Annotated in this window: 16 protein-coding genes and 5 tRNA genes; 20 read left to right on the forward strand and 1 reads right to left on the reverse strand. The window is 45.9% G+C overall.

The features are described from left to right. The first annotated feature begins 86 nt into the window (after positions 1-86). The 4 genes from noc (at position 87) to BUC05_RS06175 (ending at position 3940) form a co-directional block, all read left to right on the forward strand. Positions 87-938 (forward strand): nucleoid occlusion protein, encoded by an 852-nt coding sequence (gene noc / locus BUC05_RS06160; protein WP_011248947.1) that lies wholly within the window; start codon positions 87-89, stop codon positions 936-938. Positions 939-1122: 184 nt separating this feature from the next. Then, positions 1123-1884 carry a ParA family protein gene (locus tag BUC05_RS06165; RefSeq protein ID WP_011248946.1) on the forward strand — a complete coding sequence of 254 codons (762 nt, stop codon included), beginning with the start codon at positions 1123-1125 and terminating at the stop codon, positions 1882-1884. Then, a complete protein-coding gene (locus tag BUC05_RS06170; protein ID WP_011248945.1) occupies positions 1877-2746 on the forward strand; it encodes a ParB/RepB/Spo0J family partition protein in 870 nt (289 codons plus the stop codon). Before BUC05_RS06165 ends, BUC05_RS06170 begins: the two co-directional genes overlap by 8 nt. 42 nt (positions 2747-2788) lie before the next feature. Next, positions 2789-3940, forward strand: coding sequence for an aminotransferase class V-fold PLP-dependent enzyme (locus BUC05_RS06175; RefSeq protein WP_073304341.1), 1152 nt, complete (start codon positions 2789-2791; stop codon positions 3938-3940). A gap of 45 nt (positions 3941-3985) precedes the next feature. Here BUC05_RS06175 and yyaC read toward each other — a convergent pair whose 3' ends face one another. Continuing rightward, positions 3986-4618, reverse strand: coding sequence for a spore protease YyaC (yyaC, locus tag BUC05_RS06180; protein ID WP_011248943.1), 633 nt, complete (start codon positions 4616-4618; stop codon positions 3986-3988). An 85-nt stretch (positions 4619-4703) separates the two neighbouring features. On the opposite strand from yyaC, the gene BUC05_RS06185 reads away from it, so the two are divergent. The 16 genes from BUC05_RS06185 (at position 4704) to BUC05_RS06260 (ending at position 15624) form a co-directional block, all read left to right on the forward strand. Beyond that, positions 4704-5732, forward strand: a complete 1029-nt coding sequence (locus tag BUC05_RS06185; RefSeq protein ID WP_035205682.1) for a YkvI family membrane protein — start codon at positions 4704-4706, stop codon at positions 5730-5732. Positions 5733-5795: 63 nt separating this feature from the next. After that, on the forward strand, positions 5796-5990 hold the full coding sequence (locus BUC05_RS06190; protein WP_035205683.1) for a DUF951 domain-containing protein: 195 nt from the start codon (positions 5796-5798) through the stop codon (positions 5988-5990). Between the two features lie 68 nt (positions 5991-6058). Then, a complete protein-coding gene (gene ychF, locus BUC05_RS06195; protein WP_035205686.1) occupies positions 6059-7159 on the forward strand; it encodes a redox-regulated ATPase YchF in 1101 nt (366 codons plus the stop codon). A gap of 314 nt (positions 7160-7473) precedes the next feature. Further along, positions 7474-7761 carry a 30S ribosomal protein S6 gene (gene rpsF / locus BUC05_RS06200; RefSeq protein WP_011248940.1) on the forward strand — a complete coding sequence of 96 codons (288 nt, stop codon included), beginning with the start codon at positions 7474-7476 and terminating at the stop codon, positions 7759-7761. A 70-nt stretch (positions 7762-7831) separates the two neighbouring features. Then, the gene (gene ssb, locus BUC05_RS06205) at positions 7832-8317 is read left to right on the forward strand and encodes a single-stranded DNA-binding protein (RefSeq protein ID WP_011248939.1); all 486 of its coding nucleotides are present in this window, start codon (positions 7832-7834) and stop codon (positions 8315-8317) included. 25 nt (positions 8318-8342) lie between these two features. After that, on the forward strand, positions 8343-8576 hold the full coding sequence (rpsR, locus tag BUC05_RS06210; protein ID WP_011248938.1) for a 30S ribosomal protein S18: 234 nt from the start codon (positions 8343-8345) through the stop codon (positions 8574-8576). Positions 8577-8780: 204 nt separating this feature from the next. Next, positions 8781-9683 carry a YybS family protein gene (locus BUC05_RS06215; RefSeq protein WP_011248937.1) on the forward strand — a complete coding sequence of 301 codons (903 nt, stop codon included), beginning with the start codon at positions 8781-8783 and terminating at the stop codon, positions 9681-9683. A 29-nt stretch (positions 9684-9712) separates the two neighbouring features. Further along, on the forward strand, positions 9713-11683 hold the full coding sequence (locus BUC05_RS06220) for a DHH family phosphoesterase (RefSeq protein ID WP_035205689.1): 1971 nt from the start codon (positions 9713-9715) through the stop codon (positions 11681-11683). Next, on the forward strand, positions 11680-12123 hold the full coding sequence (rplI, locus tag BUC05_RS06225; protein ID WP_011248935.1) for a 50S ribosomal protein L9: 444 nt from the start codon (positions 11680-11682) through the stop codon (positions 12121-12123). Before BUC05_RS06220 ends, rplI begins: the two co-directional genes overlap by 4 nt. Positions 12124-12193: 70 nt before the next feature. Further along, positions 12194-13555: a replicative DNA helicase gene (dnaB, locus tag BUC05_RS06230; protein ID WP_011248934.1), complete on the forward strand. Its 1362-nt coding sequence runs from the start codon at positions 12194-12196 to the stop codon at positions 13553-13555. Between the two features lie 147 nt (positions 13556-13702). Then, complete coding sequence (locus BUC05_RS06235; protein WP_011248933.1) at positions 13703-14989, forward strand: adenylosuccinate synthase; 1287 nt, start codon at positions 13703-13705, stop codon at positions 14987-14989. 189 nt (positions 14990-15178) lie between these two features. Beyond that, positions 15179-15254, forward strand: a tRNA-Lys gene (locus BUC05_RS06240). Positions 15255-15264: 10 nt separating this feature from the next. Continuing rightward, positions 15265-15336 (forward strand) — tRNA-Glu (locus BUC05_RS06245). Positions 15337-15359: 23 nt separating this feature from the next. After that, a tRNA-Asp gene (locus BUC05_RS06250) sits at positions 15360-15436 on the forward strand. A gap of 36 nt (positions 15437-15472) precedes the next feature. Beyond that, positions 15473-15548, forward strand: a tRNA-Phe gene (locus BUC05_RS06255). A gap of 3 nt (positions 15549-15551) precedes the next feature. Then, a tRNA-Thr gene (locus BUC05_RS06260) sits at positions 15552-15624 on the forward strand. The last annotated feature ends 163 nt before the right edge of the window (positions 15625-15787 follow it).

Below are 15787 nucleotides of genomic sequence, written 5' to 3' on the forward strand. Positions count from 1 at the left end.
TGTGAATTTCCAATGAGAAAAGGAATGCTGCGAATATATGTCGAATCAATTCAAATGGTTAAAAACAAAAGGTGGTGTCCGAGGCGATGAAGCAATCGTTTTCACGCCTATTTGGCTTAAATGATAAAAACGACGATGCTGAATTAACTGCAAACGAAGAGGTACAGCAGCTTGCTATTAAAGATATCGTGCCGAATCGCTTCCAGCCTAGAACTCTATTTGATGAAGACCGGATTGCCGAATTAGCGCAAACGATCAGGACGCATGGAGTCATACAGCCCATTGTCGTCCGTGTTCGCGATGATAAATACGAAATCATTGCAGGAGAGCGTAGGTGGCGTGCTGTTACTTCGTTGCAATGGGAAACGATCCCTGCTATTGTCAAAGAATTTAATGATTCGCAAACAGCTTCGATTGCACTAATTGAAAATTTGCAGCGTGAAGGCTTAACTGCCATTGAAGAAGCTACCGCTTATGCAAAATTAATCGAAATCCATAACTTGACGCAGGAAAGTTTGGCGCAACGCCTTGGCAAAGGCCAATCAACGATTGCAAACAAACTTCGATTGCTTCATTTGCCACAAGCAGTCCAAGACGCTATTTTAAATAGAGACATTTCAGAGCGGCATGCTCGCGCGTTAATTGCTTTAAAAGATGCTGAAGCCCAAGAAGCCGTTTTAAAACAAATCATTGAAGAGCAGTTGAATGTGAAGCAGACGGAAGAACGAGTAAAAGCGTATTTTAAAACAGCGGAAGAAGAAGCGCCAAAAAAGAAAAAGCCGAAACGAAAATCTTATCCAAAAGACATGCGCATTGCCATGAATACGATTCGTCAATCAGTTGATATGGTGATGAAAAGCGGCTTAAAAGTCGATACCGATGAAGAAGACAATGAAGAATTTTACCAATTTACGATCCGCATTCCTAAGAAAAAATGATCTATCAGCTTTGATAGGTCTTTTTTTGTTGTTTTTTCCCTAAAATGGGTCTAATTCAGTTTCACAAACTACAAGAAAAAATGTATAGTAGAGTTAGACTATTAAAATCGCTCATGAAACACGTAAATTGTTTAGCAATAGGATTGTTTGATGTTTTGCAGGAAAGCAGGAAAGAGGTGCCCATGTGTCAAAAATCATCGCTATCGCAAATCAAAAAGGCGGTGTAGGGAAAACGACAACATCAGTCAATTTGGCTGCTTGTTTGGCTCACTTAGGAAAACGTGTGCTGCTCGTAGACATTGACCCGCAAGGCAATGCTACAAGTGGCGTTGGCATTGAAAAAGGCGACGTCGATGAATGTGTCTATGATTTGCTAATAGAGGATTTAGATGCACGCAAAGTTGTTAGGTCAACAGAAGTGAACAATCTTGACGTTATACCGGCTACAATTCAGTTGTCAGGGGCTGAAATCGAACTCGTACCGACCATTTCAAGGGAAGTACGTTTGAAAAAAGCATTGACGCCTTTGAAATCCCATTATGATTACATTTTTATTGATTGCCCTCCTTCACTTGGATTGTTAACCATTAATGCGTTAACGGCTTCAGATTCAGTGGTGATCCCTGTCCAATGTGAATATTATGCACTGGAAGGGCTTAGCCAACTGCTTAATACCGTTCGCCTCGTACAAAAACATTTAAATACGGACTTAGCGATCGAAGGCGTATTGTTGACGATGTTAGATGCGCGAACCAATTTAGGCATTCAAGTGATTGAAGAAGTGAAAAAATATTTTCGTGATAAAGTATTTGATACCATTATTCCGAGAACCATCCGGTTAGGAGAAGCGCCGAGCTATGGAAAACCAATTATCGTGTATGATGCCAAGTCGCGTGGTGCCGAAGTATACATAGACTTAGCGAAGGAAGTGGTTGCGAATGGCTAGAACGGCAGGAAAAAAGGGGTTGGGAAAAGGGCTACAAGCGTTCTTTCCAGAACAAGAAGACAAACAGGAAGAGCAAATTGTACAAGTTGATCTTGCAGACGTTAGGCCAAATCCGTACCAACCTAGAAAAACGTTTTCTGAGGAAGCATTAAAGGAATTGAGCAACTCGATTCGTGAACACGGTATTTTGCAGCCTGTTACTGTACGCAAAGCGATTAAAGGGTATGAAATTGTAATGGGCGAGCGGCGCGTAAAAGCGGCAAAACAAGCAGGATTAACACAAATTCCTGTCATTGTCCAGGAACTGGATGAAAATAAAATGATGGAAATTGCGTTAATCGAAAACTTGCAGCGTGAAGATTTGAATCCAATCGAGGAAGCCATTGCTTACGAGAAATTAATGGAACATACGAATAGCACGCAAGAGCAGTTAGCAAAGCGCCTTGGAAAAAGTAGGCCGCATATTGCCAACCATATGCGTTTGTTGCAATTGCCAAAAGTTGTTCAAGAGTTCATTTCCGTTGGCAAACTGACAATGGGCCATGGACGCGCGCTTTTAGGGCTGCAAGATAAGCAAAAACTTTCACAGCTGTTAGAAAAAGTGCTGCAAGACAAGCTTAGCGTGCGGGAAGTCGAACAACTCGTCCAGAGATTAAATGAACATGTTCCACGTGAAACAAAGCAAGTAAAAGTGAAGCTACCTCCGATTATTAAAGAACAGCAAGAGCGTTTAAGGGACACGCTTGGTACATCTGTACTCATTAAACCTGGAAAGAAAAAAGGCAAAATTGAAATTGACTATTTTTCCGAGGACGACTTGGAACGGATTTTATCGTTATTGGTTCATACAGAAAAGGAATGAAGCTGTCGGCTGCGATAGCTTCTTTTTTAAAGGAGTGGAATAATGCGGTATTTTGATCAAGCAGCAACGTCTTTTCCAATGGCAAAAGCAGTTGCTGACGCTGTTAGCGAAGCGATTCTAGCCTACGGTGCAAATCCAGGAAGAGGAGGCCATAAGTTAGCGAGGCAAGCTGCAGACACGCTTTTTCAGGCAAGAAAACGGTTGGCGGCTTTTTTTGGCGCGCCAGGCCCTGAGCATATTTGGTTTTATCCGAACGCCACATACGCGTTAAATCAAGCCATTCTTGGCTTCCCTTTACAGCAAGGGGATCGGGTAGTAAGCACCGCTTTTGAGCATAATTCGGTTTTGCGGCCGTTGCATATACTTGAAAAAGAAAAGCAGGCGACGATCGTTTATGCAAGCGGAAAAACAGGGGACGAGACAGCAGCAGCAGTCGTGGAGGCAATGACGCCAGGTACGCGCCTTGTTGTGATCAATCATGCTTCAAATGTCACAGGAGAAATCGTGCCTTTAAAACCCATTGCCACAAAAGCAAAAAAAATCGGCGCCGTCCTGCTTGTGGATGCCTCACAAACAGCTGGCAAAATTGCGATTGATATGGAACAAGACGGAATTGATTTGCTGGCATGTCCAGGACATAAAGGCTTATTAGGGCCACAAGGAACAGGCTTATTAGCAGCAGCAAGAGATGTTGGCTTGAAACCGCTCGTACACGGCGGTACGGGGCATTATTCCGAGCATCTAGAGCAGCCGGACAAATGGCCTGAGCGTTATGAAGCTGGCACGGCCAATACACCAGGAATTGCAGGTTTGCTTGCAGGTTTGCAAGAGCTTGAACGTCTAGGAGGAGTGGAAGCTGTGCATGCCCATGAAATGGAAGCAACACGGATCTTTTTAGAGGGAATTAGCAACCATGAGCATGTACATGTAGTCGGCTCTTTATCGCCGCAAGGAAGAGTAGCGGTTGTTTCGTTTGCAATTGACGGTGTGAGCAGCCAAGAAACGGCCATGATTTTAGATGAACATTATGATATGGCTGTACGAGCAGGCCTTCATTGCGCGCCGAAGCTGCACAATTGGTACAAGACTGCTGAAGATGGGCTCGTACGCGCCAGTTTTGGACCTTATACGAAGCAAGAGGATGTTTCTGCTCTTGTGGATGCGATTACAGACATTGCCGATGCGTTCCGCTAGGATGTTAGGCAATTGGCTATTCCGTATGGGCGCTTAACGATGGCGTTAAAGAGGCTCGGTTTTTGTTGGCAAAAAAGAATAGGCTTTTTTCGTTTTGGCAGTTTGCAGTGCGGTTAATTGTTGGTCAGCCGCAGCAACTGCCTTGCTTATTTTTTGAGCCATGCTCATGACCACATGCAGCCTTGTGCTTTGCAGCATATAAAAATCCATCAGCCCTCCGACATTGACAATGCCTGTTAAGCAAATATCGCCAATTTCAGGTAAGTTTTTGCCCATGGCTGCTCCAGGTTTGAGTGGTTCTGCGGACAATGTAATATAGCCAACGTTTGCAGTTTTGCCAAGGCATGCATCCAAGGCGACAACAAACGCGTTAGGGTGTTTTTTATAAATGGAGGCAAGCCGTTTTTCCATGTTGGCGGCATGGATCGGTTCTGCTAACGTCCCATGCACGTGGAATTGGTTTAAGTTTTGCCCTTCTAGTAAGTTTCCAACTAAAGGCCCTAACGAATCGCCAGTCGAACGGTCTGTGCCGATGCAAATAAGCAACAGGTCGCGATTGCCGCGGTGTTTGCAAAATTCAACAAGAGCGTGTGCGAGATCTTCCGTTAATGATGCTTCCTCGGCATGGCAGCGAAAGGTTGTAGGTCTTTTTTTAAAGGGCCATAGGTTTGTACTCATAAATGAAGCTCACCTCCCATAGTAGTAACAGTATAGTAGATTCTGCAAGAATCTATACATGACGGGGAAATTGAAGGTGACGAAAATGTGGGGAAACGGACTAAAATGGATGTTTTTAATTGTCGGGACGGTGATTGGCGCTGGCTATGCTTCTGGACGGGAACTGTGGGAATTTTTCGGGGCAGAAAGCGGACTGGCTATCGTATTGTTTGCGATTCTATTCACCATCAGCTGTGCGGTCATATTAACCATTGCCCAAAAAGAAAAGACAACCCATTATTTGCCGATACTTGAGAAGTTGCTTGGGCGGCGCTTAGCAAAAGCGTATGATTGGATGATTATTCTTTACTTGTTTTCAGTGACGGTTATTATGCTTGCAGGCGCAGGGGCAACACTCGAAGTATATAACATTCCTTTTTGGCTCGGCGTTGTCATTAATGCGGCATTGGTGGTGTTCATGTTTGTAAAGGATATGACAGGAATGACTAAAATCAATGCATGTCTCATTCCAGTGCTCATTATTTGCTTAGTAGCGGTCTTACTAGTCTACCAATCATCAATCGGCTTTTCGTTCACATTTGACATCCATATGCAACATAATTGGCCAGCGGCCATGACCTTTACGTCGCTTAATATTTTGCCGATTGTCGCTGTTTTAAGTGCGGTAGGCAACCAAATCAAACATAAGGGTGAAATTTACATTGCCAGCATTGGCAGCGGGCTCTTGCTTGGGACGATTTCCTATTTGTACAATGAGTCATTGCTTTCGGTGGCTCAAGAGATCATTTTTTACGAGATTCCGCTGTTTGTGATCTTAAAACATTATCCGTCGATTATGGTTCTTGCCATCTCCTTATTATTGTGGCTAGCCATCTATACAACGGCAGCTTCAGGGGTTTTTGGGCTGATAGCGAGATTACGAACAAACGTACAAGGCGAGGCTTGGCTGATTGCATTGTTGCTTGTGGCTTGCATGGCGCCTATGACGATGTTTGGCTTCTCGACACTAATTTCGATATTGTACCCATTGTACGGCATTTTAAATTTGTTTATTCTTGCTTCACTCGTTCTTTACCCAATTGTCAAACATCCAGCAACGAAAAGCAAACAGTGACACTACAAACTCCTGCTTGGTTCATGTATAATACAAGCAGACGAGCTTGAGGAGGACGAAACGGTGGCAGCAGAAAAGGAATTTGCGTTAGGCGATGTGGTGGAAATGAAGAAACCACATCCTTGTGGGGAAAATCGATGGAAAATTATCCGCATGGGCATGGATGTCCGGATAAAATGCCTGGGTTGCCAACACAGCGTGATGCTACCACGCCGGGACTTTTCAAAAAAACTAAAAAAAGTATTAGGTTCCGAATAACAAGGGAGGGTTTGTACTCTACCTTGTTTTTGTGCGGGCCTGTACAAATAAAAAGGACGTGACAGGAAGTGGCTTTAACAACTGGAATAGTAGGGTTGCCAAACGTGGGAAAATCAACGCTGTTCAATGCGATTACCCAAGCGGGTGCAGAATCGGCCAATTACCCGTTTTGCACAATTGACCCAAATGTAGGGATTGTCGAAGTGCCTGACGTACGGTTGGAAAAATTAACCGAACTGGTCAAACCGAAAAAAACGGTGCCGACTGCGTTTGAATTTACAGATATAGCCGGAATTGTCGAAGGCGCCAGCAAAGGCGAGGGGCTTGGCAACCAGTTTTTGTCTCATATTCGTCAAGTAGATGCGATTTCCCATGTTGTCCGCTGCTTTGCTGATGAAAACATTACCCATGTTTCCGGTGGCGTCAATCCGTTGCGTGACATTGAAGTGATTAACTTGGAGTTGATTTTGGCGGATTTGGAATCAGTTGACAAACGGATTGGCCGTGTCGCGAAGCTGGCGAAAGCAAAAGACAAAGCGGCTGTTGCAGAATTGCCTGTACTAGAAGCATTAAAAGAGGCGTTTGAAAATGAAAAGCCAGCACGAAGCATCGATTTTGATGACGACCAACTGAAAATTGTCAAACAGCTACATTTGCTGACAAGCAAACCTGTCCTGTATGTAGCCAATGTCGCTGAAGACGATTTGCTTGCTGGCGAAGACAATGACTACGTCAAACAAGTGAAAGCATTTGCGGAAGCGGAAAACAGCAATGTGATTGTCGTTTGCGCCAAAATTGAATCGGAAATTGCTGAGCTGGAAGGCGATGAAAAAGCGCTGTTTTTAGAAGAGCTCGGCATTCAAGAATCAGGGCTTGACCAATTAATCCGCGCGGCTTATTCTTTGCTAGGCTTGGAAACGTATTTTACAGCAGGAGAGCAGGAAGTCAGGGCTTGGACATACCGCCGGGGCACGAAAGCGCCACAAGCAGCTGGGATTATCCATACTGACTTTGAGCGCGGCTTTATCCGTGCTGAAGTTGTCGCCTATGACGATTTAATTGACGCTGGCGGCATGGTTGCTGCAAAAGAGCGGGGCAAAGTTCGCCTTGAAGGAAAAGAATACGTCGTCCAAGACGGAGATGTCATCCATTTTCGGTTTAATGTGTAAAAAGGAGGGGCTGCAGCCAACGTTGCAGCCTCTTGCTTTGTAGATTCATTTTGTCGAAAAAAAATGCAAGAAAAAACAAGGAATTTTAGTTGAGATAGCGTATATAGTTGGTAACCCCTTTGAAAGCCCCCTCATTTGCTCTTACATCCTTGATTCCCAATTATCGCGACAATTTGAACAAAAGGCAGGTGGTTGCTTCGATACTTCTTGAATAACGACTACTTTAATGGTATACTCGTTCAATGTGAGTGAATTGACTTTTGCTCCTTGCTCTGTGTAAACGGAGCCGCTTAGACCAAAAGGAGGTGACTGGAATGCGTAAGTATGAAATTATGTACATTATCGCTCCAAACCTAGAAGAATCAGCAAACAAGGAAATCATTGAGCGTTACAACAAAGTGCTCACTGACAACGGTGCTGAAATTCTAAAGGTGGACGAGATCGGTAAAAAACGCCTAGCTTATGAAATCAACGATTTCAAAGATGGTTTCTATGTATTGCTAAGTGTACAAGCAAATACGGAAGCGATTAACGAGTTTAACCGTTTGATTAAAATCAACGACAACGTTATCCGCGTTCTCGTAACAAAAGACGAACAGTAAGTCGAAATAGACGTATTTTAACGGGCCCAGGACGAATAAGGGACCATTTAAAAGGCTGGGAGGGATCGCATTGTTAAACCGTGTTGTTCTTGTCGGACGCTTAACGCGTGACCCTGAATTGCGATTCACGCCAAACGGTGTAGCTGTAGCCAATTTTACGCTTGCAGTCAACCGTCCGTTTTCAAACCAGCAAGGAGAACGAGAAGCTGACTTCATTAACTGTGTTGTCTGGCGCAAACCGGCTGAGAACGTCGCCAATTTCCTTAAAAAAGGGAGCCTTGCAGGAGTCGACGGCCGTGTGCAAACGCGAAGCTATGACAATAATGAAGGCAGGCGCGTTTTTGTAACGGAAATCGTTGCTGAAAGCGTCCAATTTCTCGAACCTCGCAACAGTCAAAACCAATCCTCTGGGAATAATCCTGGTTTTGATCAGTACGGCGCTGGCAACCAAGGTTCTGGCAACCAAACTGGTGGCAGCCGTTCTAATGGATATGATAACGACCCGTTCTCGAATGACGGTTCGATTGATATTTCCGACGATGATCTTCCATTTTAATGTTTAAAGGAAAGGAGTGAAACATATGGCACGTCGTGGTCGTCCTAAACGGAGAAAAGTATGCTTTTTTACTGCCAATAAAATTACCCATATTGACTACAAAGATGTTGATTTGCTGAAACGTTTCATTTCCGAACGTGGAAAAATTCTTCCGCGCCGCGTAACTGGAACTTCTGCAAAGTACCAACGTAAGCTGACTGTAGCGATTAAACGCGCTCGCCAAGTAGCATTGCTACCTTACGTCAATGATGTAAACTAAAGATGGGATAAAGAGGGCGGACCGGGCCAAGCTAAGAAAAAGCTGGCTTGGTTGCCCTCTTTTCTTCTACTTACTGGCGAATCGAGAGGCTCGCCTTTTACTTTAAAGGTAATTACGCTAAAATAGATGGGAACTGTGTGTGAATGAGACGCGCTCGTTGAGCGTGTTAAATGAGGTGAGAATTTGGAACACAGGAACCAGCTGATGAAGGGCTTACTATGCGGTGTGATTTACATTGCATTGTTCATGATCTTTGCATTTAACATTCCGCTATTAAACATGGTTGCACTTGTCGCCATGCCGTTGCCAATTGTTTATTTTACGGCCATTTTTGGGCCAAGGCCGGGAATGGTGTTAACAGCGGCTGTTGGTTTGCTCGGAACAATAGCGACGTTAAACCCTTTGGCAGCATTTGCTTTTGCCGTCATTGGCTATGTGCTCGGCTATGCGCAGCATAAGCGCAGAAAAGGGGCTGAATTGTTGCTGGCAACGATTGTCGCGTCGTTTGTCTTTCTTTCGACTGCCTACATACTCCTTACAGCCGTCACGGATCTATCCGTGCTGCAATTTGTCCGGGAGTCCCTCCAAGAGACGCAACAGCTTTTGTCTGAATTAGGGATGGAATCCTACGATAAAGCATTTATAGAGGAATACGTTCAACTCATTGAATCGCTGATGACCTTTTTGTTGCTACTGATGGCTGCCGCGTATGCGTTTATGGTCTATGGAGCGGCTACCATGCTCTTTAAACGTGTGGACCTACCATATCATAAGCTGCCGAAGTTTCGCGAATGGGCCTTTCCACGTTTTTTCCTTTGGTTTTATTTTTCCCTATTGCTCCTGTCATTTTTGCCGTTTGAGCCTGGTTCCTATATGGCGGCAGTCACGCAAACTGGCATAAATTTGGTCAGTGTATTGCTTATCATCCAAGGGGTGTCGCTTCTGTTTGTGTATTTGCAGGCAAAGCGGCTTGCAAAAGGGGTCTCTGTTTTCATTATCATCATGGTTGTCATCAGTCTTTTACTCGTGCCATTTTTGTTGTGGGCCATGAAAATGATTGGCGTACTGGATATGGTTTTAAGAATTCGCGACCGTATGAAACTGTAATTTTTGGATGACAGGTAGGAGATGACAATATGCCAAATTGGAAAAAGCAGTGGTGGCAACAGCTTCATGTCATCGCACTCTTTGTTATTGCCGTTGTATCCATTGCTGTTCTCGCTTACTATCGCTTAGAAGCCGGTGCCGTTGCTGGCATTGCTCTCATCGTATGGATCGGTTTATTTCACCAATCCCACAAGCGCAATGAACGGCAGTTGCACAAATATATTTCGACTTTATCATACCGTGTGAACAAGGCAGGGGAAGAAGCTGTTACCAAGCTGCCTGTAGGCATTGTCCTCTATAATGAGGATGAAGTGATCGAGTGGGTAAACCCGTTTGTTGATGAACGGTTTGGGACTGGGCTTATCGGCGAGCCCATTACCTGCATCCATGAAGAGCTTGGCGAATATGTAAGCAATGACGTTGCCAATGAAACGTTCCAAATGGAGTCCTCTTACTATTACATGACGTTTGAACGTGACGAGCGACTTATTTATATTGTGGATGTAACCGAGAAAGAACAAACGCAAAAAAAGTACCAACATATGCTGCCGGTCATCGCGCATATTTACTTAGACAACTACGATGAAGTCACACAAAGCATGGAAGATCAAGTTCGCAGCCGGCTGCTCGCCAAAGTGACCACAGCGTTGAACAACTGGGCGAGCGATTATGATATCTTTTTAAGAAGGACGTCCTCTGATCGGTTTTTGGCAGTGATGAACCATAAGACGCTATTGCTCTTAGAAGAGAACCGGTTTGAATTGCTTGATGATATCCGTGAACGGACAGCAAGGGAGAAAGTGCCCATTACGCTCAGCATTGGGGTCGGCACGGAAGAAACGTCATTAAAACAACTGGGCGCCTTGGCCCAGTCAAGCTTAGATCTAGCGCTTGGGCGCGGCGGCGACCAAGTGGCGATCAAAAAGAAAAATGGCCGCGTCCGCTTTTATGGCGGCAAGACCAACGCGATGGAAAAACGGACACGGGTACGCGCTCGCGTTATCTCCCATGCTTTGCGCGATTTTGTAAAAGAAAGCGAACGAGTGATTGTCATGGGTCACCAGCGTCCAGATATGGACGCGATTGGGGCAGCGATTGGCGTATTGAAAATTGCTGACTTAAATGACCGTGAAGGCTTTATTGTGCTCGATGTGGACGATATTAATCCGGATGTCCAGCGGTTATTGGAAGAAACGGAGAAACACGACCATTTGTGGAGCCAGTTTGTTTCGCCTGAAGAAGCATTGGATTTAGCTGATAAAGAGACGTTGCTCGTCATCGTCGATACACACAAGCCATCGATGGTCATTGAGCCGCGGCTATTGGAAATGATTGACCGCATCATTGTCATTGACCACCATCGCCGCAGCGAAGACTTTGTTGAAGATCCGGTGCTCGTTTATATGGAGCCGTATGCGTCATCTACGGCCGAGCTTGTGACCGAGTTGCTCGAGTACCAGCCGATGCAGTTTAAAATGGACCGGCTTGAAGCGACGGCGCTTCTCGCTGGCATCATTGTCGATACAAGAAGTTTTGCTGTCCGCACGGGGGCGAGGACATTCGATGCAGCCTCATTTTTGCGGGCCAACGGCGCCGATACGGCGCTCGTGCAAAAGCTATTAAAGGAAGACTTGGCGTCTTACGTAAAGCGTGCTAAGCTTGTAGAAAACGCCTATCTTTACCGAGAGGGCTATGCCATTGCTGTGGCTCCAGACGACCATGTTTACGATCAGCTCGTGATCGCCCAGGCTGCTGATACGTTGCTGACAATGAGCGGCGTGCTTGCCTCTTTTGTCGTTTGTCAGCTTGCTGATGGACGAATCGGCATTAGCGCTCGTTCACTTGGCGACGTAAATGTCCAAGTCATCATGGAAAAGCTCGGCGGTGGCGGCCATCTCTCAAATGCAGCGACGCAATTGCCTGACTTGACGCTGGAGGAAGGGAAACTCCAGCTCGAGAAGGCCATTGATGAAGTACGAGAAGGAGGAAGCGGAGCATGAAAGTCATTTTCACTGAAGATGTAAAAGGGAAAGGCAAAAAAGGCGAATTGAAAGACGTGTCAGAAGGCTATGCCCGCAACTATTTAATCCCTAAAAATTTAGCTGTGGCAGCTACGTCTGGAAATATAAAAGACCTTGAGGCACAAGAAAAAAGCAAGCAAAAAAAGGCGGAAGCGGAACTTCAAAAAGCGAAAGCAATGAAAGAAGAGCTTGAAGCGCTCAAGATCGAGATTCCTGCTAAAGCTGGCGAAGGCGGCCGCCTGTTTGGGGCCGTATCGACAAAGCAAATTGCCGAGGCGCTTGGGAAACAAGGCAAGAAAGTCGATAAACGCAAAATCCAATTGGACGAACCGATTCGTTCTCTCGGCTATACGAAAGTACCGATTAAAATCCACCCAGAAGTGGTGGCAACGGCTACTGTCCACGTTGTAGAAGCATAGAAACAAAAGGAAGCTGGCTCTCGCTTTGGCCAGCTTCCTTTTAAGTCAGTTGTAAGGGGGGGAGAAATGGATGAGTGACCTTTTGACAGAGCGGACGCCGCCACAAAACATTGAAGCAGAGCAGGCCGTGTTAGGTGCGATTTTTCTCGCTGACCATGCGTTAACGACGGCGAGTGAGCGCCTCATGCCTGAAGATTTTTACCGAGCTAGCCACCAGCGGATTTACGAAGTGATGCTGGACCTCGGTGAAAAGGGGGAGCCTGTTGATTTAGTCACCGTCACCTCAGAGCTGCAAAACAGAGGGTGGCTGGATGATATTGGCGGCGTCGCTTATTTGGCCGATGTCGCCGAGTCTGTCCCTACTGCCGCCAATGTTGAGTATTACAGCCGCATCGTCGAAGAAAAATCGCTTTTACGGCGCCTCATCCGTGTGGCCACCAACATTGCAAAAGAAGGCTATGCGAGCGAGGATGAAGTCGATGCGATCCTCGACCAAGCAGAGAAAACGATTCTCGAAGTCGCACAGCGGAAAAATACAAGCAGCTTTGTCTCGATTAAAGATGTGCTGCTTGAAACGTATGACCAAATCGAAATGTTGCAGCAAACTCGTGGGGAAATTACGGGCATTGCGACTGGTTTTACGGAGCTAGATACAATGACTGCTGGATTCCAGCGCAACGATCTTATTATCGTCGCAGCCCGTCCGTCAGTAGGGAAAACCGCATTTGCCCTCAACATTGCCCAAAACGTTGCCACAAAAACCGATGAAACGGTTGCGATTTTCTCGCTGGAAATGGGAGCGAGCCAGCTCGTCACGCGGATGCTATGTGCAGAAGGGAACATCGATGCCCAGCGGATGCGGACTGGCGCCTTGGAGGAAGAGGATTGGCATAAACTATCGATGGCGATGGGGTCTTTGTCGAAAGCAGGCATTTACATCGATGACACCCCTGGCGTGAAAGTCGGCGAAATTCGTGCCAAATGCCGGCGCCTTAAGCAAGAAAAAGGGCTTGGCATGATTTTGATTGACTACTTGCAGCTCATTCAAGGGAACGGCCGCAGCGGTGAAAACCGCCAGCAAGAAGTATCGGAAATTTCGCGGACACTTAAAGCGATCGCCCGTGAACTAGAAGTGCCGGTTATTGCCCTGTCGCAATTGTCACGGGGCGTCGAATCAAGGCAGGACAAACGCCCAATGATGTCAGACATCCGGGAATCAGGCAGTATTGAACAAGATGCCGACATTGTCGCTTTTCTCTATCGGGATGACTACTATGATAAAGAAACCGAGAATAAAAATATTATCGAAATTATTATTGCCAAGCAGCGAAACGGCCCCGTTGGGACGGTAGAGCTAGCATTTGTAAAAGAATACAATAAGTTCGTTAATTTGGACCGGCGCCATGACGAGAACGACATGCCGCCAGGTTAACGGATAAAGCTCTCTAAAAGGAGAGCTTTTTCGTTTTTATACGAATGTTGGGGATTTTTAGTATGGAAATGTTCGTGTCTAATTGACGCCCCGTAGGCTGACCTGCTATACTTACAATGGTTTTTATAGAGAGCGGAGGTGCAAGCAATGTCTTCAGTCGTTGTTGTTGGAACACAGTGGGGCGATGAAGGAAAAGGAAAAATCACGGACTACTTATCAGAAAAAGCAGAAGTGGTTGCCCGCTACCAAGGTGGAAACAATGCTGGCCATACGATTGTGTTTGACGGTAAAAAATACAAACTTCATTTAATTCCTTCAGGGATTTTTTACAAAGACAAAATTTGTGTCATTGGCAACGGCATGGTAATTGATCCTAAGGCGCTTGTCGAAGAGCTTGCGTATTTGCATGACCACGGCGTCGATACGAGCAATTTGCGGATTTCAAACCGCGCCCATGTGATCTTGCCTTATCATATAAAACTTGATATTGTCGAAGAAGACCGAAAAGGCGCCAATAAAATTGGCACAACGAGGAAAGGCATCGGTCCTGCCTATATGGACAAAGCAGCGCGGATTGGCATTCGAATTGCCGATTTGCTTGAAAAAGACACGTTTGCTGCAAAAGTGGCAGCTGTTCTTGAAGAGAAAAACCGCCTGTTTGAAAAATACTATGAAACAGATGGCTTTTCAGCTGAAGAAATTGTTGAAGAGTATTTCCATTATGGCGAACAAATCGCGAAATATGTTGCCGATACATCCGTCGTTTTAAATGACGCTTTGGACGATGGCCGCCGTGTTTTATTTGAAGGCGCCCAAGGCGTGATGCTTGATATTGACCAAGGCACGTATCCATTCGTAACGTCTTCCAATCCGATCGCCGGAGGAGTGACAATCGGTTCTGGTGTCGGCCCATCAAAAATCCACCACGTTGTTGGTGTGTCAAAAGCATACACGACTCGCGTTGGCGATGGCCCGTTTCCGACCGAATTGGATGATGAAATTGGCGACCGTATCCGCAAAGTCGGAAATGAGTATGGAACGACAACAGGGCGCCCACGCCGCGTTGGCTGGTTTGATAGTGTCGTCGTCCGCCACGCTCGCCGAGTAAGTGGCATTACTGATTTATCCCTGAACTCGATTGATGTGCTTACAGGGCTTAAAACGCTAAAAATCTGCACGAGTTACCGCTATAAAGGCGAAGTGCTTGATGAGTTTCCAGCAAGCTTAAATGTTTTGGCAGAATGTGAGCCAATTTATGAAGAGCTTCCAGGCTGGGAAGAAGACATTACAGGCGTAAAAACGTTGCATGAGCTGCCGGAAAATGCCCGTACGTATGTAGAACGGGTTTGCCAACTGACAGGGATTCCATTGACTGTCTTTTCCGTCGGCCCGGACCGTAGCCAAACGAACATGGTGCGCGGCGTTTTTGCCTAAATGGCAAGGGAAAATGCAGGGAAAGCGCCCCTGTATTTTCCCGCTTATCTTCCATTCAATCGCGCTAAAAAAACTTTTTAAAAAGTAGTTGCACACCTAGTTTTTATATGCTATTATAAATCTTGTCGCCAAGGGATTTGGGGACAAGCGGTTTGCTTTTTTTGCACCGCCTGCTCGGCTTTTTTAGAGGAGCCATTAGCTCAGTTGGTAGAGCATCTGACTTTTAATCAGAGGGTCGAAGGTTCGAGTCCTTCATGGCTCACCATGTTTACAGTGGCCCGTTGGTCAAGCGGTTAAGACACCGCCCTTTCACGGCGGTAACACGGGTTCGAATCCCGTACGGGTCACTTTTCATATAGATACATATCTTGGTCCGGTAGTTCAGTTGGTTAGAATGCCTGCCTGTCACGCAGGAGGTCGCGGGTTCGAGTCCCGTCCGGACCGCCATTTACATCTTGATAAAAAGTCGAAAGAAGCGAAAATGGCTCGGTAGCTCAGTTGGTAGAGCAACGGACTGAAAATCCGTGTGTCGGCGGTTCGATTCCGTCCCGAGCCACCATTTGCCGGTCTAGCTCAATTGGTAGAGCAACTGACTTGTAATCAGTAGGTTGGGGGTTCAAGTCCTCTGGCCGGCATAGCGGAAGAACTTTATGTGCGAATGCATATAAGGTTCTTTTTTTGCATTCTTCTTGGCTTGCCCGTTTGTGGTAAACTAAGAGATAGGGCAAAACAATTGCCCGGGAAAGAATGTTGTTATTTCTAAATGAAGGATCTTAGAACGACGACCAATCTAGGAGG

It is taken from the genome of Shouchella rhizosphaerae (assembly GCF_900142675.1).
GTDB lineage: Bacteria > Bacillota > Bacilli > Bacillales > Bacillaceae_D > Shouchella > Shouchella rhizosphaerae.

Coding starts and splice junctions, on each gene's coding strand:
- noc (WP_011248947.1), top strand. CDS start 87: ATGAAGCAATCGTTTTCACGCCTATTTGGCTTAAATGATAAAAACGAC.
- BUC05_RS06170 (WP_011248945.1), top strand. CDS start 1,877: ATGGCTAGAACGGCAGGAAAAAAGGGGTTGGGAAAAGGGCTACAAGCG.
- BUC05_RS06175 (WP_073304341.1), top strand. CDS start 2,789: ATGCGGTATTTTGATCAAGCAGCAACGTCTTTTCCAATGGCAAAAGCA.
- yyaC (WP_011248943.1), bottom strand. CDS start 4,618: ATGAGTACAAACCTATGGCCCTTTAAAAAAAGACCTACAACCTTTCGC.
- BUC05_RS06185 (WP_035205682.1), top strand. CDS start 4,704: ATGTGGGGAAACGGACTAAAATGGATGTTTTTAATTGTCGGGACGGTG.
- rpsF (WP_011248940.1), top strand. CDS start 7,474: ATGCGTAAGTATGAAATTATGTACATTATCGCTCCAAACCTAGAAGAA.
- rpsR (WP_011248938.1), top strand. CDS start 8,343: ATGGCACGTCGTGGTCGTCCTAAACGGAGAAAAGTATGCTTTTTTACT.
- BUC05_RS06215 (WP_011248937.1), top strand. CDS start 8,781: ATGAAGGGCTTACTATGCGGTGTGATTTACATTGCATTGTTCATGATC.
- BUC05_RS06220 (WP_035205689.1), top strand. CDS start 9,713: ATGCCAAATTGGAAAAAGCAGTGGTGGCAACAGCTTCATGTCATCGCA.
- rplI (WP_011248935.1), top strand. CDS start 11,680: ATGAAAGTCATTTTCACTGAAGATGTAAAAGGGAAAGGCAAAAAAGGC.
- dnaB (WP_011248934.1), top strand. CDS start 12,194: ATGAGTGACCTTTTGACAGAGCGGACGCCGCCACAAAACATTGAAGCA.
- BUC05_RS06235 (WP_011248933.1), top strand. CDS start 13,703: ATGTCTTCAGTCGTTGTTGTTGGAACACAGTGGGGCGATGAAGGAAAA.